We start from the raw sequence: 20,768 nt of genomic DNA, 5'->3' as shown, positions 1-20,768 counted from the left end.
TCGTGGTGATTTAATCGCTGATTCAGCAGTCAGTGCCGATCAGCAAGGCCGCCTATCTTACCGCGGCGGCTTTCGTTGTCAAGCGATCATTTTTCAGAAGAAGAAAGAAGCTTTCCAACTCGCTAACGTTGCTCTCAAGCCCTGTCAGCGGAGGCGCATCTTACCGCACCAGTTTGATTTGTCAACCGATTGTTTTTCATTCAATCCAAACAACCCATTTTCAAACCGCACTTCCCGGTCAGCGATGATGATTCATTCTGCTGATCCGTGGATGACCGTTTGGGTCAGTCCGTGGAAGAGAGGTGCATGATAGAGAAATTTTGACTTTAATCAATAAGCGACAGTCGTTTTACGTACAATCACCTAGAACAACCGATTTGATAAAATATTAGGTAGTATTTATGAGCCAGTCTATGAACACACCGCCCGTTTGATTGGCTGCGCCGGACTCAGGAATTTTTCACGACAAAAACATTACTGCCTGAAACTTTTCATCCTGTTTCATGATCCAAGGGGCTTGAACGTGATAACAGGAAATTCAAATGCAAGCCGCCCAGCCATTTCCGTCATTTACTGCGATGCTTTCTGGTAGAGCCCTCCCTGACAATCCAGCGACAAATAATTCCTCTGGGCTTCCTCCAGATCTCATCAACACTTTTTTCCACCGTGGTGTCAGGATGATCACTGAGCTGCCCCCATCGTACCTAAATGTAGAACGTTGTAGCAGGGATCACATCCTCGGAGACATAGTCCAATGCTATCAAGGGCATTTGCTGTGTCGTCATTGCGTACACCATGAGCAGTATAAACAACCAAACTTCCCCCCGGGTGATTTATCTGACTACCGTTGCCCTATAGATAAAGACTCCCTTTTTCCGGACACCAATTCAACCCGGGAAATAAAATTTGTTTATCAAAGTCAATGCCCTTCAAACACCACCTATGGAAACACTGGTTGTACATGGCGCGGGTCTTATAACGATATCAAGGGTCATCTCGACAAATGTAAAAATATTCCCCTGAAAGACAGGATAAGAATGCTTCAACACGATCGTTCAGAGGATGCCCGAAGGATAGATCAGCTTGTTGATGAGATAAAAAAGCTGGAATGGCTACTCACAAAGCCACAACCATCTATCCAAAACAGGATGGCATCACTGGATAAAGATATGGAATTAATGAAACAGCAAATGCAACAAATTACCCGGGAATTTAACGCAAAACTTCAGGCGCTGAGAACGTCTCCCAGTACCTCGTTACCGCCTGACTTTAAGCAACTCTACAATAATATAGAATCTCAGACTGAAGAAAATCGTCTCGCTATTGCTGATATCAAAAACGACATTACCAATGCACTTCAATTGATGAGTCAACTCAGGGATGTTGATCCCGCTACTTTGCCTCAGGTGGCTGGAACCCTTAAAGTCAATGCCTTACAGGACAAAACAGCATCCTGGAACGGTACCCTGGTATGGAAGATTGATGGATTTGCAGCCAAACGGATGGAGGCTATCAATCGCAACCGGGAGTCCATCTATTCACAGCCATTCTGTACCAGCGAATTCGGGTATAAAATGCGAGCAAGGGTCTACCTGAATGGTGAGGGATCAGGAAAAGGCACTCATATCAGCTTGTTTCTGGCTTTAATGAAAGGTGACTATGATGCTATTCAGCGTTGGCCGTTTCAACACAAAATTACTTTTATGATCCTCGATCAGTATGGTGTAGATGACAAGTTTGACGCTTTCTCCCCCGACCCGAATTCCTCATCTTTTCAACGACCAATAAAGCCAAGTAACATTCCCTGTGGCAACCCTCAGCTCCTGGCACTCTCCAGGCTGGAACATGGATACGTTAAAGATGACACCATGTTTATAAAGATTGTTGTAGATACCAGTCAGAATTGACACTCTGACGATTAATGAAGGATTGAATGAACAGTCAGAGAGATATTAGAAAGCTCCCATTGTTGCTCAGAAGGGTTTTGTAACACTCGTTGCCATTATGCAATCAGGAACACCACCAGAGGTTCATAATGCGTATTTATCATCCGGGCTCATCCACTGAACCCGTTTCACCAAGTAATCTCTTAAGCAGCTGTTCATTTTCAACCGATAACTCGCAAGCCAGCTCCTGTTGATGTTTGCAGATCGTTTTATGAAGTTCTTTGTGTGACAGCAGCAGTTGCCGCAATGATCTAAGCCGATGTTCTAAAAGCCAGTCGTACAATCGAATATCTGAATAGTTAATTGAGAGATTGTCTTGAGAATCTTCATCTTCATCCTCATCACTGTCTTCAATATCAGAGTCTATCCCCTCGTCACTATCAGTTCTTGCAAAACGACGTCTGTCAGGCTCCAACCTTACCCTGATAAAATCACTGGTTGGTGCGAAGAACATAGTTTCCATACGTTTCATGAAAGCATCGGTGCACGATTGCATAACACGCTCACAGGGCAGGTAGATGAAAGGCCGAAGACTCATCCCTGCGGGGTGCTCAGCCCTGGCTTGTGCCAGCAAGTCGCCAAGCTTCACTCTATTGTGTTCACTCAAATAGCTGGCAATCATTTCGACCGTATCATCAATAAGATAGAAAACATCCGGATAGCCTTTTAGCAGTCTACCGATATCCTCTGCCCGGGCTTCCACCAATGTGTCCGAAATAACGCCTTTCAGAGCGTCAATGTTTTCTGGAAAATGGTATTTGTAGGCAACTTTCAGGACGTAACTGCACAATTCCAGCTTCAGGCTAAACCCGCTATCTTCTTCATCTTCTTCTTCGCTATCTTCATATTCTTCGAAGGTACTGAAACACACCCCAAGCAATGACTGGCCGTCACCATCAACACCATTCAGGGCCAACCCTTCTTTTATCCAGTAGAGAAGTACTTCGATATCACGACGGAAGGATTTGATAGTCATTTTACGGACAAAAAGCGATGCTTCACTGGTAAATTTACTGATATCTAATCCATGAATGGCAAGCAACCCCAGTTTTTCGCTATCAAGCCTGCGATCTTTGATCATTGTCGTCATCGGAATGTATTGGGCACAATTGTCGACGTCACCGGTACTGGCTCCTGCCCGCAATAAAAGCACGGCCATAGCATTCCAGGAAGTTGAGCTCAACGCATCAGACAGGGCTGTTTCGTCGTTGTTGTTCAATGCATCAAGGATTTCGGGATTTTCCCTGACTTTCTTCAGCAATATGGCCATAAGCTCCCGGGTAGCACCAGAGGAGCAGGCAGTGTGTAATGGCGTATTGCCCAATCGATCCGTCGTCAGCGAAGCCCCATGACTCAAAAGCCAGGTAACTACGGTATCTGGATGAACCGGGTACCGAGGCCGATTCAGACTATTCCTCCGAAGGATACAGCTCGCTTTACAAAACTGGTGCACCAGGGTTTCCCCTGCAAAGTCAATGGGCTGATTGATATCAACCCCATCCTGACTCAAATACCATTGCAGTTTCTTCAGAATATTTGGGTCATGCACGGACAGTGGCGAATACCAGTACACCGTATCATGGGGCCCATATACAGATGTTTGGCATATATCGCGGACTTGTTTGGCGTAAATATCAATGACCCTGTTCTGTAACAGCGTATCTAATTCCTGAATGTCGGCATTGTCGCGAAACAGCATATCGCACTGGCATAGTGGGGAGCGGATCAATTGTGTTGTGGGGTTTTGGCACACGACCGACTGACCATTGAATTCCCCTGCATTGCCAGACTGCATTGACAGGTGGTCGCAAACCACAACGGGAAAGGGAAGAACCGATTTGAAGGCCGTAAGATCCTCAGGAGAGACGGTATTCATAATAAATCTTCCAAAGTGCGTTTTTTGTGAATTTCAATCAACAGTAATCCATTTGAAAAAGCGCAGGTCGATCATTGAAGATAACCAGATAGCCAGTCTGGTATAAGCTGGGAGATAATCAAGTATTATGCTTGGGATGCGCCCCGGGAAAGAGCGCAGAGGAGATAAAAAAGCGGTATTTACTGGATATGGGCCAACACGCCATCCAGCTCATCCAGTGAATTGTAGGAAATGACCAGCTTGCCTTTTCCTTTGGCACTGCACTGAATGGCGACCCTGGCCCCTACCTTTTCAGACAGCTCATCTTCAAGCTGCTTTATATTAGGGTCAAGCCGCTTAACGGTTTTTCCGCCTTTTTCCTTTTCCTGCTGGATTCGGCGAACCAGTGCTTCCGTCTGACGCACAGACAATCCTTTTGCGGTAACAGTTCGGGCTACTTCTAACTGATCCAGTTCGCCCAGGGAAAGCAACGCTCTGGCATGGCCCATTTCCAGGTCGCCATATTCCAGCATTTTCTTTACTTCAGGGTTCAGGGCCATCAGTCGCAAGATATTAGCAACGGCAGCCCTGGACTTACCGACGGCCTGGGCCACTTCCTGCTGGGTCAGTTCGAACTCTTTTTGCAGTCTGGAAAGTGCAATCGCTTCTTCAATTGGGTTCAGGTCTTCCCGCTGGATGTTTTCGATCAGTGCCATGGCAATGGCAGCTTCATCGGGAACATCACGAATCAGGGCAGGAACGTCCGCAAGGCCTGCCAGCTGTGCTGCACGCCAGCGACGCTCACCGGCAATGATTTCATAGCGATTCTGCCCGGCCGGACGAACCACGATAGGCTGCATGATGCCCTGTTCTTTAATACTTTCAGCCAGCTCTTCCAGGGCATCAGGGTGCATGTCTCGGCGGGGCTGGTACTTGCCACGCACCAGAAACTCAACGGGCAGGTCTTTCATTGTCCCATCCAGTGACTCTTTGACCGGTGATGGCCCGGCAAGATCATTGGACAGGGATGCCGGTAGCCTGGCGCTTCCCAGCAGTGCATTCAAGTTAGTACCGAGACGTTGTTTCGCCATGGGTCAGTGAGTTCCTGTTTTCCTTGTCGACTTGCCGTTAAGCCCCTTGATGTCATGCTTGCGTACCAGCTCGCCGGCCAGGGCCAGATAAGCCACCGCACCACGGGAGTTCCGGTCATAGGCCAGTACCGGCTTACCATGACTCGGTGCCTCGGCAAGTCGAACATTACGGGGAATCACGGTTCGATAGACCTGATCACCAAAATGGTTGATGAGCTGTCTCGATACTTCTGTGGTCAGCGTCATCCTCGGGTCATACATGGTGCGCAGCAGACCTTCGATGTGCAAGTCGGGATTGATGGTTTCCCTCAGGCCCGCAATGGTTTCCATCAGGGCAGTCAGACCTTCCAGTGCATAGTATTCGCACTGCATCGGGATAATCACCCCACGGGCAGCCACCATGGCATTAATGGTCAGCATGTTCAGAGAGGGAGGGCAGTCAATCATGATAAAGTCGTACTGATCTTCAACCCTGGCAAGCGCCTCATGGAGTCTGGATTCCTTGCGGTCCATCTCCATCAACTCAACCTCTGCTGCCGTCAGGTCGGCGTTTGCCCCCAGAACATCATAACCGCCATCCCGGGATGGCAGGATTGCCTGTTCGATATCACAGCGCCCGGTCAGTACATGGTAAACGGACCATTGCTGAGCATGTTTGTCGATTCCGCTGCCCATGGTGGCATTCCCCTGGGGGTCAACATCAATAAGCAGTACCCGCTGCTTACTGGCCGCCAGGGAAGCCGATAGGTTAACGCAGGAAGTGGTTTTGCCAACCCCCCCCTTCTGATTGGTTACCGCCAGAATTTTAGCCACAGCCGTTTAATACCATTCAATGCCTGTTACGCAAAATGACAAGATGACGATCGCCGTCTGTACCCGGTACCTTTAAAGGCTCACAGCCAACCAGCTCAATTTCGTGACGATCCATCAATTCCTTCAATTCTTCTTCAGGATATAGCCCTTTCATGGCCAGATAAACACCTGAAGGCGATAATAAGTGTTTTGTACCATCTACCATATTAACCAATGAGCTGAATGCCCGTGAAGTAATGGCGTCAAAAGGCACATCCACCTGAAAAGACTCTACGCGGGAATTAGCAACTGCCAGGTTATTGAGCTGAAGGTCCAGTTTTGCCTGAAGCATGAAGCGGGTCTTCTTGCCATTGCTGTCCAGTGTCGTGAATTGTTTATCGGGGTACATAATCGCCAGCACCACGCCAGGCAGCCCGGGGCCTGAGCCTACATCCAGAATCGCCTCACCGGAAATATGGGGAACAATACTCAGACTATCCACAATATGCCTGAAGACCATCTCTCTGGGATCACGAATGGCGGTAAGATTGTAGGCTTTATTCCACTTGTTCAGCAGCAGAACATAGCGGGTCAGCAAATCCGCCTGAACCGGGGACAAATCAAGATTGAGTGATTTGGCACCCCGGCCAATGTCGTTCTGTAAGGTCTGAGCCAGGGAGTGGTCGGTTAATGATGATTGGGAAGCGTTCATGGATTCCTTCAGCCAGCGGGTGGTAAGCCTTGCAGTAACGATAAGCTATCTGGATGCCGTCTGGCTCTACTGATGAGAATAGATAACTGATCAGTCTATTTCATAACTTTGATAAAATCGACGCAATCATTCATTCATCGCCTGCAGGGATGCCTGTAAGCCGGCCAACTGTCCTTTTACTTTTTGATAGGCTTCATAGGTTTTGATGGTTTCTGCCAGCCTGGCATCTCTCTCAAGTGGCTCTTTGTCCGGATCATAAACAGCGGTTACATTTTTCGCTAACTCCAATGCCTTCATTGCTTCCACGCAAATACTGACGTTATTGGGTAATCTCGTTGCAGGTTGAGCCACAGGCTGCTGACCATTAGCATGTCTGCCATGATCCTTTGCCACCTGTGCATTAACAACCTCCGCCTGTACATTAACAATCTCCACCTGTTTTCCCAGTTGTGCCGCATAGTATCCAACAAGTGACCTTTTCAATGCACCGCAGCGCATGGCCGTGGCGTAGCAAACCACATCCTGGGCCTCTTTTGAATCGATATCCACCCGGGGGACACAGGTTGCCCATGTACGCTCAATTTTCGAGCACTCAAGTCGTAATTCGAGAATAGCGTCGGTCAGCTGTGTTTTTTTCTTCCGGCGTGCAGCAAGCTCATCTGGTGGATCACATTCTGTTGAACTCTCAGGGGCCTCTGCCCCTGCTGGCTTTTCATTTTTCTCCTGAACACCAGCCTGAGGGGGAGAATCATCAGGCACGTCAGGCAAGGTAATGCTGAACTCCTCCAGTTTTTTGGGTGCAGCATTTTGGTGTCTGGCGGAAGGAATATAGGGGACAACATGTTGCGGCACGGCAGGAAGCATATCGATTATGTCATCATCATCTGGATCACGATTCATAACATCATGAGCCACCGCCATCAGATCCTGCATGACAGCCTCAAAGCCAGGAATAGCCAAAGCGGGAAATTCGGGTGCCATGGAACTACCTCATTCACAAACTGAAAATTATTTTCTCTCTGCGCGCAGACATTCACTTTTTAGAAAAGTTTCAACAGCAGTAATAAGGGGGATTGTGTGGTTGCCACAGATTACCCGCTGACTGATTAAATTAAGACAGGAGTCTATCAGGCAGGAAATAAAATAAGGTTAGATTAAAACTGGTGCCGATCTGATCAGAAAACGGTTCAGGCCAGAGTTGACCCAGGCTCCAGGCTGCATAAATCCTGACAACTTTTTGCTGGAAGTGATCCAAGACTATTAATGGACATTAGCTTGTCGGAGCAGGAGAGCAGCGCCGGATGTGAGCCGGGAAGCCCTTCCGGGATCTTCTGGCCAATGGCTTGATAATGGTCAATCCAGAACGGCATCAGCTCTCCGGTTGCCATATCCCGGAAACTCATGGGTGTTTCTTCAAACAGGAAAATGCCTTTATTGGCATGGCGAAACGCATGGACAATTAATTCACTGCAATACCAGCTTTTCTGGTGCTCTTCCTGATTCTGACGGTAGTGTGGATCATAGGGTACCGAAAGCTGCTGCTCTGCAAACGCCAGGGCATCCGGTACCAGTGCCGAGAAACTCGATGCCAGCCGACAGACCAGGACACACGGTCGGCCATGGTTGTCTAAAACTGAGCTGCTGACAAAGTCATCCAAAGCGGTTTTCTGCACCCGGGGCATTACAGCTTCTATAACCATACCATCACCGTCGTAGAGTGCGACATGATTAATGGCTGCACCATCCCGACCCGCAAAGAGTCGGCTGATAACCCATTCGGCTTCACCACCTGAGCGCAGTTGAAAAAGCAGGTCACCCGGCAAGAGGTCTTTGGCGATCACATTGGCTGGCATCACTGTGACTGGTAGCGCTTTATCCATAACGTATCCAATACCTGAAAATCATCCCATATAGCAGAACAGGCAATATAAAGAATCATGTTCAGGAGTATAGAACCTGTCAGGCCATTTCATTCCGCAACAGGTCAAGTACCTGACGGGTATCAGGACGGACACCACGCCAAATGGCAAACTGCTCGGCCGCCTGTTCAACCAGCATACCAAGCCCGTCAATGGTTTTACCTGCCCCCTGCTCACGACACCAGCGATTGAAAACGGTTTCGTCGGCACCGTACATCATGTCATAACAGCAGGTGTTCTGATCAATAATATGGCCGGGTATGGGCGGTATCTCTCCCTGCAGGCTGGCAGCGGTGCCATTGATCACCAGGTCAAAACGGCCCTCTATATCGTCGAATCCACAGGCAGAAATGGCTTTATCCGTAAAGAGTTCAACCAGCGTATCAGCCTTGCTACGGGTTCGATTGGCAATCACAACCTCAACAGGTTGCTCGGCCAGCAGGGGCTCAAGCCCCCCTCTCACGGCACCACCGGCCCCCAGAATAAGTACCCGAGCGCCTTTAATGGTTACACCGTTATTTGCCTGGAGATCTGCCACCAGGCCAAGCCCATCGGTGTTGTCCCCATGCAGCTGGCCATGTTCCTGCCACAAGGTGTTTACCGCCCCAGCTTTTTCTGCTCGTGACGTTTTCTTCTGCGCTAACTGCCACGCCTCTTCCTTAAAGGGTAAGGTGATACTTAACCCCAGATCACCGTTTTCAAAGAATTCATCAATCGCTTTTTTAAAGCCGCCAACGTCAACCAACAGGGCGGTGTAACGCAGACTTTGGTCAGTCTGATCAGCAAACAGTGTGTGAATGACCGGTGATTTGCTGTGGGCAATAGGGTTCCCCATTACTGCATACGTGTCTACTGGCCCAGCCATGATTCAGACCCTCTTGATTTATGCCCATTCTCTTGGTTTTAAAAATTCGTCATACAGTCGTGCCTCTTCACTGCCAGGCTCTGGACTCCAGTTGTAATCCCAGCGTACATGAGGCGGCAATGACATAAGGATAGACTCTGTACGCCCACCGGACTGCAGCCCAAACAAAGTACCCCTGTCGTATACCAGGTTGAATTCTACATAACGGCCACGGCGGTACTCCTGAAAACGCTTGTGCGGCTCAGAGTAAGGCAGGGATTTACGGCGCTGTACGATGGGCAGATAGGCATCAATAAAGCTGTCGCCAACCGACTGCATAAATTCAAAACTGCGCTCAAATGGCCACTCATTCAGGTCATCGTAGAACAGTCCGCCAATCCCCCGGGGTTCATTGCGGTGTTTAAGGAAGAAGTATTCATCACACCACTTTTTATAGCGGGGGTAGACATCATCACCAAAAGGATCACAGGCCTGTTTGGCCACCTGATGCCAGTGCTGACAATCTTCTTCAAAGCCGTAGTAAGGCGTCAGGTCATAGCCGCCACCAAACCACCAGATCGGCGCTTCTCCTTCTTTATGGGCGATCAGCATCCGGACATTGGCATGGGATGTTGGCACAAATGGGTTATCCGGATGGATCACCAGGGAAACCCCCATGGCCTGAAAACTTCTGCCAGCCATGTGTGGTCGATGGGCCGTGGCGCTGGCAGGCAGCTGATCCCCGGTTACATGGGAAAAATTCACACCGGCTTTTTCAAACACCGTGCCCCCTTCAAGCACCCTGGCTTTACCGCCACCATCCCCCTTGTTGCCGGAGCCAAGGTAGTCCCACTGATCCTCCCTGAAGGAGCCTCTGGTTTCTTCTGCTTCAATCGCGGTGCAGATGCGATTCTGCAAATCCAGGAGGTATTGCTTTACGAGATCTACAGACGGTTCTGACATTCCGGGACAATTCCTGAGTTTTAGTAATATTAGCCAGCCCTTACCAGCTGCCCCGAACGCAGGTCCTGAATCTTTGAGGGTGTTTTCTGTTCTCCGGTTTCGCCGGGAACAATGCCATCCAGCAGTGAGCCAAACACTTCCTCTACACCTGAAAACGTTAACAGCGGGTCCTTACCGGCAAGGTTTGCTGACGTAGACACTATCGGGTGCCCTGTTGCTTCACACAGTGTTTTCACCAGTGGATGCGCAGTGATACGAACAGCAACCGTATCAAACTGCCCTCTGACCCAGTCGGGTGCCCAGCCAGCAGGGTCTGGAATAAGCCAGGTATAAGGACCTGGCCAGGTAGACTTCAGCCGGGCTCTTTCTTCACAAGAGAGGGGATTAAGTAGCGGGGCAAACTGATCCTCTGAAGCACCAATCAGAATGACCCCTTTTGCAACCGGCCGCTGTTTGATGTCAAGAATCCGATAAACAGCCTGCTGGTTCCAGGGGTCACATCCCAACCCCCATACGGCTTCTGTGGGGTAAGCGATGACACCGCCGTTTCTGATTATTCTGGCTGCCTGATCTACATCCATCATGAAACATCTCTCAGAGATAACTCTCAGCTAGTTAACGGCTGTCGGAGAACAGCGTCTACTGCTTCAGCATTCGCCAGATAGTCAGCCCGAAATCGTAACACACGGGCTCCTGATAGTTTCCGAAGCATCACCAGTAAGGTTCGCTAGTCTAGCAAGAGAAGTTCAGAAGCAACACCCGGAAATGTAAAGCACGATCCTTTCCGCTGATTCACAAATCAGCCAAGACGAATAAAACCACCGGATGTGGACTCTATTACGCCATCAAGCTCCATTTCGGTCAGCACTACAGAAAGCTCCGCAAAAGGAATCCCGGACAGTGTGCTGATTTGATCTGCACTGACAACGTCAAACCCCATCACCTCAATAACTTTAAGCCGCAGTGGGTCTGTCTCTTTGCGACTGGGAGTGGATGGAGAGAATTCATTCATAACACCATGGAGCTGTGGTGCGAGTTCAATTAACACGTCATCAGGACTTTCTACCAGCACCGCACCTTCTCGGATCAGCTTATGACACCCTCGACTTAACGGGTTCAGCACCGACCCCGGTATGGCAAAAACCTCACGCCCCTGCTCCGCAGCCAACCTTGCCGAGATTAACGAGCCGCTTTCCAGTGCGGCTTCAACCACCAGAACTCCCAGGGATAAACCGGACAGAATACGATTGCGACGGGGAAAGTTACCGGCAAAGGGTTTCGTTCCCAGTGGATATTCACTGACGATGGCCCCCTGACTGGCAATCAACTGATAAAGGTCCTCATGCCTTGCCGGATAAACCTGATCCACACCGGTACCCAACACGGCAACTGTCGCACCATAACAACCCAGTGCGCCCTGGTGGGCAGCTGCATCGATACCCAGTGCCATACCACTGGTAATCACCAGGCCACTTCTTGATAAGTGTTCACAAAATTCCCGGGCCACCCGGCGACCATTGGGTGTCGGCCTCCGGCTACCGACAACGCCCAGCTGTGGCTCACTGATTAGCTGACTGTTACCAATGACGTAGAGCACAACCGGTGCATCAGGCAGCTCTTTCAGCGCTTTGGGATAGAGATGGGAATCCGGTGTCACAATGGCATGGGCCTGACTGGCTTCCAGCCATGTCTGTGTCAGGTGCAACTGTTTCTGAATAGATGGGTCTCTGTGGGCATTGACCAGCAAACTGGCCAGTTTCTCCGGAATAATACCCTTCAGTTGGTTAAATGATGCGGAAAAAAGCTGGCTGGGATGTTGAAATTTGTCGATAAGCTGGCTGGATTTGATGGGTCCCAGCCCCGGAATCAGGGAAAGGGTTAGCCAAGGGAGCAGCTGTAACCAGTCCTTCTGGTCGGTATCAGTGTATATCATTGAATTCTCTTTCCGGGAGTTGTGTGGCTTATTCTGGTTATTAACAGCTCTGTCCGAATAAGCCACACATCCAATGAAGCACCCGGTAAACATTCGGGCTGTTGTTTGAATAAATGGTTACTTATGGTTGTGGGCTCCGGAGGATATAGCCAACTTCAATATCCTCTTTAGCTGATAGCACAATACCATAGCTCATTTTTTCAAAAGGTCGATAAACCATCACCAAACCGATTCTCTCGGATGGCAGAGTAACCTGTTCATTGGTAAATGGGTCCAGGGCTTCCTGTGTCTTTCGATAGACGGCCAGGACATCCCCCTGCCTGAGACGTTCCCGTTCTCCTTTGTTGATGACCACCGTATCAAACTTGGAAACCTTTTTGGTGTTGTTCAGGCTGGCGGTGACAATGCCTTCTAAAGGCGCAGCCGGCGCTCTTGGAAAAAACGTCGTGACCAGTCCGCTGGCATCCTGGCTGACCACCCGGTCACCGGGTTTCATCTCCATTCTGCTGTCCTGCACGACCATGGAGGCAACCCCTTCCCTGACACGACTCAAGTTGATGGTTCCCACATCAATACCAATAAGCCCCAGCAATTCATCGGTTTCCGGGTCAACAATCTGCTGACCACGGCGGACGACATCAAATCGCAGGTTGTGCCCGGCAAAATCCCCCCGTGCGTATATTTTATCCCCGGCCCCTGAAGCCAATTTGCCATCTTTCGCAGCAAATACATAAGGTGCGTTGTTCAGCTGCTCCTCGCTGGAAAAAACATGACCGCCCTTTAAATAACTTTGCACAGCACTCAAAGGAATCGCCGGGATTGCTGACTCTCCGGGCTTCACCCGGATTTTTGGTGTTAATTTAATCGTTCGACCTGGCTTCCCGCGACTGGAAATCATCAGCCTGGGCTGGCCATTGATATAAACCAGACTGACCACATCGCCAGGGTAAATCAGGTGGGGATTCGCTATCTGGGGGTTAGCGTGCCAGATTTCCGGCCATAACCAGGGGCTGTCCAGAAACGTAGTGGATATATCCCAGAGGGTATCGCCTTTCTCAACGGTGTACCTGCTGGGGGAGTCTGCCTTTACCGGGCTATCGAATGCCAGTCCCAGTGAAGACATGCAAAGCAGGATTCCTGCCAGAGCAAAGCGTCTCATTGTCGTCCCGATCCCTTGAATAGTTTTTAGTTTAAGTTAGGGCCTGTTGAGTGTATGTTGCCACACCAGATTTCTTCGTTTAATCAGTGTATCAACCGCTTCAGCCTGTGGGCAATCGGCTCTCTGTTAGTTCTCGGCTTTAGTACCTGATTCTCAAGATCAGGTCACATAAATAGCCCTGCATTCTCAGCGCTGGATCAGAAAGAATAAGGCTACTATTAATTGTTGTTGTAGTTTCCTGAGCCAGTATCCCGGTGTGGCTTGGATAAAGGAGCGACTTTGAAACAGAAAAGCCTGATGCTTCTGGCAGCGTTAGCCTCTGTTGTCAGTTTGCTGGTGATAGCAGAAACGCCCATCCTGCATAAGTCACACGGACTCTCACGATTTGACGATCTTAAATACCCGGAAGGCTTCAGGCACTTCGATTACGTCAATCCTCACGCCCCGAAAAAAGGCAAACTGAATATTGCCGCCATTGGTGTCTTTGATACGTTAAATCCATATTCCCAAACCGGAACCCACATCTCCCAAATCTCACCGCTGCGATTTTTTACCTTGGGCTTTCTGGGGTTGAACGAACCCCTGATGGTGGGTACGGGCGCTTACAGCCCGACCGGCGATGAAGCCCGCTCTGCTTATGGCCTGATTGCCCAATCAGTGGAGTACCCTGACAACAGCCAATGGATAACCTTTAACCTCCACCCCAACGCCCGCTTTCATGATGGCCATTCGATTACGGCAGAGGACGTTGCGTTCTCTTTTGAGTACCTGCGCGCCAAAGGCCCGGTCAAATATCAGATTCAGCTTAAGCCTATTGCGCGTGTTGAGGTTCTTGATCAACACCGGGTTCGCTTTCACTTCAAGAGGTCTGGCAACCGGGATCAACTGTTCTGTGCTGCCGAGCTGCCGGTTCTGCCTGCGCACTACTGGCAAGACGGGCTTAACGGAAAATCCAGACTGACGCCGCCACTGGGCAGCGGCCCCTACAAAATCACCCATGTGGAAGGAGGGTCATCGGTTACCTTTACCCGGGTTAAGGATTACTGGGGGAAGGATCTGCCGGTAAACCGGGGCAAATACAACTTCGATCAGATCACGCTCTATTTCTATCGGGATCTGACCACCGCCTTTGAAGCTTTTAAATCCGGGGCGCTTAGTCTCTATTTTGAACCCATGGCCAAAAACTGGACCAGGGCCTACAACTTTCCCGATATCATCTCTGGCAAAGTGATAAAGGCTGAAATTCCAACCAAAATGATTATTGGCAGCCCAATGGTTGTGTTCAACACCCGCCGGGCTCCCTTTAATGATATTCGGGTAAGAAAAGCGCTTGGCTATCTGCTGGATTTCGAGTGGAGCAACCGGACACTGTTTGAAAACGCCTATGTCCGGGCCAACAGTTACTTTCCAAACTCCATATACGCCGCTTCAGGTCTGCCCTCTGCCCATGAACAGACGCTGTTAGCCCCATTTCGCACGCAACTGCCCGATGCCCTGTTCCATCAGCCATTTTTATCCCCCAAAACCCGGGGCGATGGTTCGATCAGAGCCCAACAGCAACAGGCACTGGCTCTACTGAATGAAGCAGGGTGGCAGTTCAAGGGGGGCAAACTGGTCAACCAACAGCAAGAACCGCTGACGTTTGAGCTGATCACTTCCAGTCATCTGGCGGACAGGCTTGTTTTGCCATTTAAAAAGAACCTGGCCAGCATCGGTATTGAGCTGAAATACCGGGTTCTCGACATCAGTAACTATTTACAGCGAGTGAGAAAGCTGGATTTTGATACCATGGGTAATGCCTATTCCCTGGGACTCTCGCTGGGCAGTGAGCTATTCAGGTACTTTCACTCCAGTAATGCGGATATACCCGATACCCAGAATCTGGCCGGTATCAAAAACCCGGTGATTGATGCGCTGCTGGAGAAAATACCAGGAGCCGAGAGCCAGAAAGAGCTGGAAACCATTATTCACAGCCTTGACCGGGTGCTGCTCTGGAATCACTACGGTATTCCGCTCTGGTATTTTGGCAAAGTCAGACTTGCTCTCCAGAGCAATATCAAGCGACCGGCAGTAACCACGGATTACCCCATGATCATCAATACCTGGTGGCAGGCGGAATAAGTCCGGCTAGGTACAGACTGAATTTGCAGATATACTGAAAGGTCAACAAACTTCATTATCGACTGCCTCACCTGAGATCACTGATGGCTCTACTGGAAATACTTGAATACCCTGACCAAAGACTTCGTACGGTTGCCAAACCTGTAGCGGAGGTCAATGACGACATTCGACGTATCGTTGATGACATGCTGGAGACCATGTACGACGCCAAGGGCGTGGGTCTGGCGGCAACCCAGGTGGATATTCATCAGCGCATCGTGGTTATGGATCTTTCTGAAGAAGGTAACGAGCCCCAGGTGCTTATCAACCCCGGCTATGAGCCCATCGGCGATGAAAAGTCCGACTTTCAGGAAGGCTGTCTGTCAGTCCCCGGATTTTATGAACTGCTGGACCGCTACGCTCAAGTGAGACTCACCGCTTTAGATCGCGATGGCAATGAGTACACACGGGATTATGACGGACTGGCGGCGGTCTGTGTCCAGCACGAGCTGGATCACCTGGAAGGAAAACTGTTTATCGACACGCTGTCCCGCCTGAAACAGGATCGTATCAGGAAAAAGCTTGGCAAAAGAAAACACTGATGAAAAGCCTTCGAATTATCTTTGCCGGAACCCCTGAGTTTGCCAGCGCACACCTTCAGGCCATTCTGGATAGCCAACACCAGGTGATCGCCGTCTATAGCCAGCCGGACAGACCTGCAGGGCGTGGTCAGAAACTCATGCCCTCACCGGTCAAATCCCTGGCTGTTGCCCACAATATTCCCGTTTTTCAGCCAAAGTCCCTGAGAAATGCAGACGCTCAGCAGGAACTTGCCGCTCTGGATGCTGATCTGATGGTGGTGGTTGCCTATGGGTTGATTCTGCCACAGGCGGTGCTCGACACTCCAAAGCTGGGCTGTATTAATGTGCATGGCTCCATTTTGCCAAGATGGCGCGGAGCAGCGCCGATTCAGCGGGCTATTGAAGCCGGTGACACTGAGTCCGGTGTCACCATTATGCAGATGGACGCCGGACTGGATACCGGCGACATGTTGCTGAAAGCTTTTTGCCCCATCCACCCAACCGATACCGCATCGGACCTTCATGACCGTCTGATTGAAGTGGGTCAGCCTGCTCTTGTTCAGTCGCTTGATGACATTGCCGCTGGCCATATTCATCCGGAAAAACAGGATGACAACCTGGCAAACTACGCCCATAAGATGAGTAAAGAAGAAGCACGGCTGGACTGGCAAACATCCGCACAGGCCCTGGACCGGCAGATTCGGGCATTCAATCCCTGGCCTGTGGCGATCACCGCGTTGGATGACACGAACATCCGTGTCTGGGAAGCAATAGCCCTGGAAGAAGGTACAACCGAAGCGCCGGGAACCCTGATCAAGGCTGATAAAGAGGGTCTGGATATTGCCTGCCATGAAGGCACCCTGCGCATTAAACGGCTGCAGTTGGCTGGAAGCCGTGCAATGACGGTGCAGGAGCTGCTGAACAGCAAAAAAGCGATGTTCAGCACCGGAAAACAATTCAGTTAGGCGCTTTTTTACCTGATATGGCTAAACAATCTTCTGTTCGACAGCTGGCAGCACGGGCGATCACCCGGGTAACTCTGGGCGAATCACTGAGCAGTGTATTGCCGCAGTTGCAGGAAAAACTGTCGAAAAAAGACCAGCCATTATTGGCTGAGCTTTCCTATGGCACACTCCGTTACTACCACCGGCTGGATGCCTGGCTTAAGTTTCTCACCGAGAAACCCCTGAAAGAAAAAGAGCAGGACATTCATAACCTGATTCTGGTTGGTCTGTATCAACTGTTCTTTACCCGCATTCCTCCCCATGCCGCCATTGGTGAGACGGTACAGGCAACCCGGACCATGGGTAAGGCCTGGGCCAGGGGCCTGGTCAATGGCATTCTCAGAAATGCCCAGCGCCGGGTTGAAGAGTTGCATGACCTGGAAGAGCGCAGCCCGGTGTGCGGCTGGTCACACCCGAAATGGCTGATCAATACCATTAAACGGGCCTGGCCAGAGGATTATCAAGCCATTCTTACGGGTAACAATCAGCCTCCTCCCATGACCCTCCGGGTTAATGAACAGAAGATCAAGCCCGCCAGATACCTGAAAAAGCTGCTGGATGACTGTATCGCGGCGAAACAGTCCAAAATTGCCCCGCAGGCCATCACCCTGGGCAGGCCCAGTGCCGTTGATAAACTGCCACTGTTCCATGAGGGGGCTGCCAGTGTTCAGGACGAATCAGCCCAGCTGGCAGCGACCTTGATATCGGCGAAACCCGGTGATCATATTCTCGATGCCTGCTGTGCGCCGGGGGGCAAGACCTGTCACTTGCTGGAACTGAACCCGGATATTACGGTGGATGCACTGGATGCCGACAGCGTCCGCCTGGAAAGAGTGGCTGAAAATCTGCAAAGACTGGGTTTGACGGCGAATGTTCTGTGCGGTGACGCGACGGATCCCGACAGCTGGTTCCCGGGCAAGGCATACGACCACATTCTTCTGGATGCCCCCTGCTCAGCAACCGGCGTTATTCGTCGCCACCCGGATATCAAACTGCTGAGAAAGGCAGAAGATATTGATGCACTGGCTCAGCTGCAACAGAAAATCCTCAAGGCTATCTGGCCCCTGTTGAAACCCGGCGGCACGTTAGTCTACGCCACCTGTTCCATCATGCCTCAGGAAAACCATCTGCAGATTGAGCAGTTCCTGTCAGAAACTCCGGATGCCAGATTGCAGTCCATTGACGGTCCATGGGGTCACGATACCGGGTTTGGCAAGCAGCTTTTTCCCGGCTCTGGCAGCTCTGTGAACAGCGGCGACGGATTTTTTTACAGCCTGATGGTAAAGATGGATTCCTAAATGAAAATTATCATTCTCGGTGCCGGTCAGGTGGGTGGCACACTGGCAGAAAACCTGGCCAGTGAGGAAAATGACATTACCGTGGTCGATACCGATACCACGCGACTTCGTGAGCTGCAGGATAAAATCGATATACGAACCATCCAGGGCAAGGCATCGTTTCCCGGGGTGCTGAAACAGGCCGGGGCCGATGAAGCCGATATGCTGGTGGCGGTCACCAACAGTGATGAAGTGAATATGGTGGCCTGCCAGATTGCCTACACACTGTTCCACACGCCGTCCAAAATTGCCCGTATCCGTCAGGCCGCTTACCTGAAAAATGAGAGCCTGTTTGCCAATGCCGCACTGCCGATTGATGTACTTATCAGCCCGGAGCAAGTGGTTACTAACTACATCAACCGACTGCTGGAGCGTCCCGGAGCCCTTCAGGTTCTCGATTTTGCCGAGGGTCGTGTCCAGCTGGTGGCCATGAAGGCTTATTATGGCGGCCCGCTGGTGGGTCACGAGCTTCGTTATATCCGTGAACACATGCCCAATGTGGATACCCGGGTTGCCGCCATTTTCCGCCGTGGCAATGCCATCATGCCCAAGGGGAACACCGTGATCGAGGTGGATGATGAAGTCTTCTTTATTGCTGCCCGTGAAGATATCCGGGCCGTGATGGGCGAGCTGCAGCGGCTGGATGATGACTACAAGCGCATCATTATTGCCGGTGGTGGCAATATCGGCCTGCGCCTGGCCCAGGCCGTGGAAGACCAATACAAGGTCAAGATCATTGAGCACAATATGGAACGTTGCCAGTTCCTGTCTGAAACGCTCACCAAAGCCATGGTTTTCTGCGGCAACGCCTCCGATAAAGAGCTGCTGATCAGTGAAAATATCGAAGATACCGATATCTTCTGTGCGCTGACCAATGACGATGAAGCCAATGTCATGTCCTCCATGCTGGCGAAACGCCTGGGGGCCCGTAAGGTCATGGCACTGATCAATAACCCCGCCTATGTGGACCTGGTACAGGGCGGTGAAATTGATATTGCGATTTCTCCACAACTGGCCACGATTGGCAGCCTGCTCAAGCACGTCAGACGCGGCGATATAGTAAACGTTCACTCACTGCGCAGAGGCGCTGCTGAAGCGATCGAGGCAATAGCCCATGGCGATGAACACAGTTCCAAAGTGGTGGGTAAAACCATTCAGGAAGTGGAGTTACCCCAGGGCGCGACCATTGGTGCGATTGTTCGTAATGATCAGGTGCTGATTGCTCACGATACCACCCGAATTGAGTCCGGCGATCATGTGATTCTCTTCCTGACCAATAAGCGCAAAATCCGTGAAGTTGAGCAACTCTTCCAGGTTGGTCTTGGGTTCTTTTAAACCATTGCTTTGTGGCGATCCATCACAGGAAACTATTCCTGACAACTGATGTCTGAGGAGCTAGATACCATAGCATCGATAGGTAACAACCTTGGACACAAGCAATCAACTGACCGCCAGCAGAACGGCCACGCCGCCTGATCCTGCCAGTATCGGAACTGACCAGCAAAGCACTGGCCTCAATAACAGAGGCTCCGCCGCTGGTCGGCCTGTAGAAACAGTAAGCCCACAAGCTTCCGTCAAAGCAGATACACCTGTTCAGGAAATTACCGTAACCACAACAGCACAAGATGTCACTCACGCCATCAACCCAGACCGGGCCTTACTTCACCGGCCAGCACAAGATGACATCATCGACCAAGAAACGGCCTACTGTTACGTGCTAGTGGCACACCGGAGGTATCAACAACAGGAAACAGGTCATAATGGCAGCTCAGCCCCCTCAGCAAGCGGTGGAGAACCGCTGATGAGCAACCCGGCTTCCACCAATGATACTGAACAGCCCGAGCTTGAACTGTCTGACTTGCTGGAAACGTTGATGAGCAATATGGCTGCCATCAATGAAACTGAAAAGGCCAGGCGTGAATTGTATGACTTGTCGGTAAATTTCTATCGTGATCCTTCAGAAGCTAAATTTCGCCAGTTTGAAAAGCTTACAGACCTCCATTTTGATCATCTCGACACGGGTGAAGGATGCCTGAAGCATAAGCTTCCTTTTGTAATTGCCCTGATATCTGAAAAAAACAACTGGCCAATTCAATCAGCTAAATGTGGTGCGCTGGCCTCTGAGATTATCGAAGGGAGTTCTGAACTGGCCAAATGGATTAACAGTAACAGAGTGTGCCCCGAAAAGCTTGATTTTTGGTGGTCAGGTTTCTTTGCAACCGGAGAAGAGAAATATCTTGAGAAAATACTAAAGGTTATTGGACCAACAACAAGCCAGACAAAAAACGTAATCAAGGCAACGAAAGGGGCTGCAGAATGGTCTCTCAAAACATATTGTGAGGACCATCAGGCAGTACAGGATTTTGCTCGTCGAATGAGAGACGATAGCTCACTTTCAGACTACCAAAGAGAATATTTGCGCTTTATCACTGGAAGAGGATATTTGCAATCTATCACAGATTTACTACCCAGGTGTAATATCCTCTAGGAGGCTGTCCGAGAATAGCGGGTCTTGGGTTCTTTTAAACCATT

General features: G+C 50.4%; 19 protein-coding genes. 8 read left to right on the top strand and 11 right to left on the bottom strand.

The genetic code is table 11. From position 1 onward, the window contains the following. Nucleotides 1–310 (top strand): hypothetical protein (locus ACO6V1_RS11745; RefSeq protein ID WP_422466960.1); only part of this gene is annotated, 310 nt, incomplete at its 5' end. A gap of 727 nt (nucleotides 311–1,037) precedes the next feature. Beyond that, nucleotides 1,038–1,907, top strand: a complete 870-nt coding sequence (locus ACO6V1_RS11740; RefSeq protein WP_422444534.1) for a hypothetical protein — start codon at nucleotides 1,038–1,040, stop codon at nucleotides 1,905–1,907. A 139-nt stretch (nucleotides 1,908–2,046) separates the two neighbouring features. Here ACO6V1_RS11740 and ACO6V1_RS11735 read toward each other — a convergent pair whose 3' ends face one another. The 11 genes from ACO6V1_RS11735 to ACO6V1_RS11685 all read right to left on the bottom strand — a co-directional run bounded on the left by ACO6V1_RS11735 (nucleotide 2,047) and on the right by ACO6V1_RS11685 (nucleotide 13,178). Next, on the bottom strand, nucleotides 2,047–3,822 hold the full coding sequence (locus tag ACO6V1_RS11735) for an ankyrin repeat domain-containing protein (protein ID WP_422466958.1): 1,776 nt from the start codon (nucleotides 3,820–3,822) through the stop codon (nucleotides 2,047–2,049). A gap of 179 nt (nucleotides 3,823–4,001) precedes the next feature. Then, nucleotides 4,002–4,892, bottom strand: a complete 891-nt coding sequence (locus tag ACO6V1_RS11730) for a ParB/RepB/Spo0J family partition protein (RefSeq protein ID WP_101747000.1) — start codon at nucleotides 4,890–4,892, stop codon at nucleotides 4,002–4,004. Nucleotides 4,893–4,895: 3 nt separating this feature from the next. Further along, nucleotides 4,896–5,705, bottom strand: a complete 810-nt coding sequence (locus ACO6V1_RS11725) for a ParA family protein (RefSeq protein ID WP_422444529.1) — start codon at nucleotides 5,703–5,705, stop codon at nucleotides 4,896–4,898. A 16-nt stretch (nucleotides 5,706–5,721) separates the two neighbouring features. Continuing rightward, nucleotides 5,722–6,396, bottom strand: a complete 675-nt coding sequence (rsmG, locus tag ACO6V1_RS11720; protein ID WP_422444527.1) for a 16S rRNA (guanine(527)-N(7))-methyltransferase RsmG — start codon at nucleotides 6,394–6,396, stop codon at nucleotides 5,722–5,724. A 126-nt stretch (nucleotides 6,397–6,522) separates the two neighbouring features. Then, complete coding sequence (locus ACO6V1_RS11715) at nucleotides 6,523–7,377, bottom strand: hypothetical protein (protein WP_422466956.1); 855 nt, start codon at nucleotides 7,375–7,377, stop codon at nucleotides 6,523–6,525. 206 nt (nucleotides 7,378–7,583) lie between these two features. Next, nucleotides 7,584–8,276, bottom strand: a complete 693-nt coding sequence (locus tag ACO6V1_RS11710) for a YiiX/YebB-like N1pC/P60 family cysteine hydrolase (protein WP_422444523.1) — start codon at nucleotides 8,274–8,276, stop codon at nucleotides 7,584–7,586. Between the two features lie 79 nt (nucleotides 8,277–8,355). Beyond that, nucleotides 8,356–9,180, bottom strand: coding sequence for a shikimate dehydrogenase (aroE, locus tag ACO6V1_RS11705; protein ID WP_422444521.1), 825 nt, complete (start codon nucleotides 9,178–9,180; stop codon nucleotides 8,356–8,358). An 18-nt stretch (nucleotides 9,181–9,198) separates the two neighbouring features. Next, entirely contained in the window at nucleotides 9,199–10,122 is a 924-nt protein-coding gene (hemF, locus tag ACO6V1_RS11700) for an oxygen-dependent coproporphyrinogen oxidase (protein ID WP_422444519.1), read from the bottom strand. Between the two features lie 29 nt (nucleotides 10,123–10,151). Then, nucleotides 10,152–10,706, bottom strand: a complete 555-nt coding sequence (locus ACO6V1_RS11695; RefSeq protein ID WP_422444517.1) for an L-threonylcarbamoyladenylate synthase — start codon at nucleotides 10,704–10,706, stop codon at nucleotides 10,152–10,154. Nucleotides 10,707–10,921: 215 nt separating this feature from the next. Beyond that, nucleotides 10,922–12,055, bottom strand: a complete 1,134-nt coding sequence (gene dprA, locus ACO6V1_RS11690) for a DNA-processing protein DprA (RefSeq protein WP_422444515.1) — start codon at nucleotides 12,053–12,055, stop codon at nucleotides 10,922–10,924. Nucleotides 12,056–12,176: 121 nt separating this feature from the next. Continuing rightward, nucleotides 12,177–13,178 (bottom strand): LysM peptidoglycan-binding domain-containing protein, encoded by a 1,002-nt coding sequence (locus ACO6V1_RS11685; protein ID WP_422466954.1) that lies wholly within the window; start codon nucleotides 13,176–13,178, stop codon nucleotides 12,177–12,179. A gap of 315 nt (nucleotides 13,179–13,493) precedes the next feature. Here ACO6V1_RS11685 and ACO6V1_RS11680 point away from each other — a divergent pair, with 315 nt between their 5' ends. The 6 genes from ACO6V1_RS11680 (at nucleotide 13,494) to ACO6V1_RS11655 (ending at nucleotide 20,724) form a co-directional block, all read left to right on the top strand. Continuing rightward, entirely contained in the window at nucleotides 13,494–15,335 is a 1,842-nt protein-coding gene (locus ACO6V1_RS11680; RefSeq protein ID WP_422444511.1) for an extracellular solute-binding protein, read from the top strand. A gap of 83 nt (nucleotides 15,336–15,418) precedes the next feature. Then, complete coding sequence (gene def / locus ACO6V1_RS11675; RefSeq protein ID WP_101746989.1) at nucleotides 15,419–15,916, top strand: peptide deformylase; 498 nt, start codon at nucleotides 15,419–15,421, stop codon at nucleotides 15,914–15,916. Further along, nucleotides 15,916–16,860, top strand: coding sequence for a methionyl-tRNA formyltransferase (gene fmt, locus ACO6V1_RS11670; RefSeq protein WP_422466952.1), 945 nt, complete (start codon nucleotides 15,916–15,918; stop codon nucleotides 16,858–16,860). The genes def and fmt overlap by 1 nt, the downstream gene beginning before the upstream one ends. 17 nt (nucleotides 16,861–16,877) lie before the next feature. After that, complete coding sequence (gene rsmB, locus ACO6V1_RS11665) at nucleotides 16,878–18,197, top strand: 16S rRNA (cytosine(967)-C(5))-methyltransferase RsmB (protein ID WP_422444506.1); 1,320 nt, start codon at nucleotides 16,878–16,880, stop codon at nucleotides 18,195–18,197. Further along, entirely contained in the window at nucleotides 18,198–19,571 is a 1,374-nt protein-coding gene (gene trkA / locus ACO6V1_RS11660; protein ID WP_422444504.1) for a Trk system potassium transporter TrkA, read from the top strand. 91 nt (nucleotides 19,572–19,662) lie between these two features. Beyond that, nucleotides 19,663–20,724, top strand: coding sequence for a hypothetical protein (locus ACO6V1_RS11655; protein WP_422466950.1), 1,062 nt, complete (start codon nucleotides 19,663–19,665; stop codon nucleotides 20,722–20,724). The last annotated feature ends 44 nt before the right edge of the window (nucleotides 20,725–20,768 follow it).

The sequence above is a fragment of the Endozoicomonas sp. ALC013 genome (assembly GCF_049310205.1).
In the GTDB taxonomy this organism is placed as follows: domain Bacteria; phylum Pseudomonadota; class Gammaproteobacteria; order Pseudomonadales; family Endozoicomonadaceae; genus Endozoicomonas.
The sequence above is the reverse complement of the archived record's forward strand: the minus strand, read 5'-3'. Positions and strand labels throughout refer to the sequence as shown.

Bases quoted from the DNA above. Each gene is read 5' to 3' on its own strand.
- ACO6V1_RS11740 (WP_422444534.1), top strand. From the start codon at position 1,038: ATGCTTCAACACGATCGTTCAGAGGATGCCCGAAGGATAGATCAGCTT.
- ACO6V1_RS11735 (WP_422466958.1), bottom strand. From the start codon at position 3,822: ATGAATACCGTCTCTCCTGAGGATCTTACGGCCTTCAAATCGGTTCTT.
- ACO6V1_RS11730 (WP_101747000.1), bottom strand. From the start codon at position 4,892: ATGGCGAAACAACGTCTCGGTACTAACTTGAATGCACTGCTGGGAAGC.
- rsmG (WP_422444527.1), bottom strand. From the start codon at position 6,396: ATGAACGCTTCCCAATCATCATTAACCGACCACTCCCTGGCTCAGACC.
- ACO6V1_RS11715 (WP_422466956.1), bottom strand. From the start codon at position 7,377: ATGGCACCCGAATTTCCCGCTTTGGCTATTCCTGGCTTTGAGGCTGTC.
- ACO6V1_RS11710 (WP_422444523.1), bottom strand. From the start codon at position 8,276: ATGGATAAAGCGCTACCAGTCACAGTGATGCCAGCCAATGTGATCGCC.
- aroE (WP_422444521.1), bottom strand. From the start codon at position 9,180: ATGGCTGGGCCAGTAGACACGTATGCAGTAATGGGGAACCCTATTGCC.
- hemF (WP_422444519.1), bottom strand. From the start codon at position 10,122: ATGTCAGAACCGTCTGTAGATCTCGTAAAGCAATACCTCCTGGATTTG.
- ACO6V1_RS11695 (WP_422444517.1), bottom strand. From the start codon at position 10,706: ATGATGGATGTAGATCAGGCAGCCAGAATAATCAGAAACGGCGGTGTC.
- dprA (WP_422444515.1), bottom strand. From the start codon at position 12,055: ATGATATACACTGATACCGACCAGAAGGACTGGTTACAGCTGCTCCCT.
- ACO6V1_RS11685 (WP_422466954.1), bottom strand. From the start codon at position 13,178: ATGTCTTCACTGGGACTGGCATTCGATAGCCCGGTAAAGGCAGACTCC.
- def (WP_101746989.1), top strand. From the start codon at position 15,419: ATGGCTCTACTGGAAATACTTGAATACCCTGACCAAAGACTTCGTACG.
- fmt (WP_422466952.1), top strand. From the start codon at position 15,916: ATGAAAAGCCTTCGAATTATCTTTGCCGGAACCCCTGAGTTTGCCAGC.
- rsmB (WP_422444506.1), top strand. From the start codon at position 16,878: ATGGCTAAACAATCTTCTGTTCGACAGCTGGCAGCACGGGCGATCACC.
- trkA (WP_422444504.1), top strand. From the start codon at position 18,198: ATGAAAATTATCATTCTCGGTGCCGGTCAGGTGGGTGGCACACTGGCA.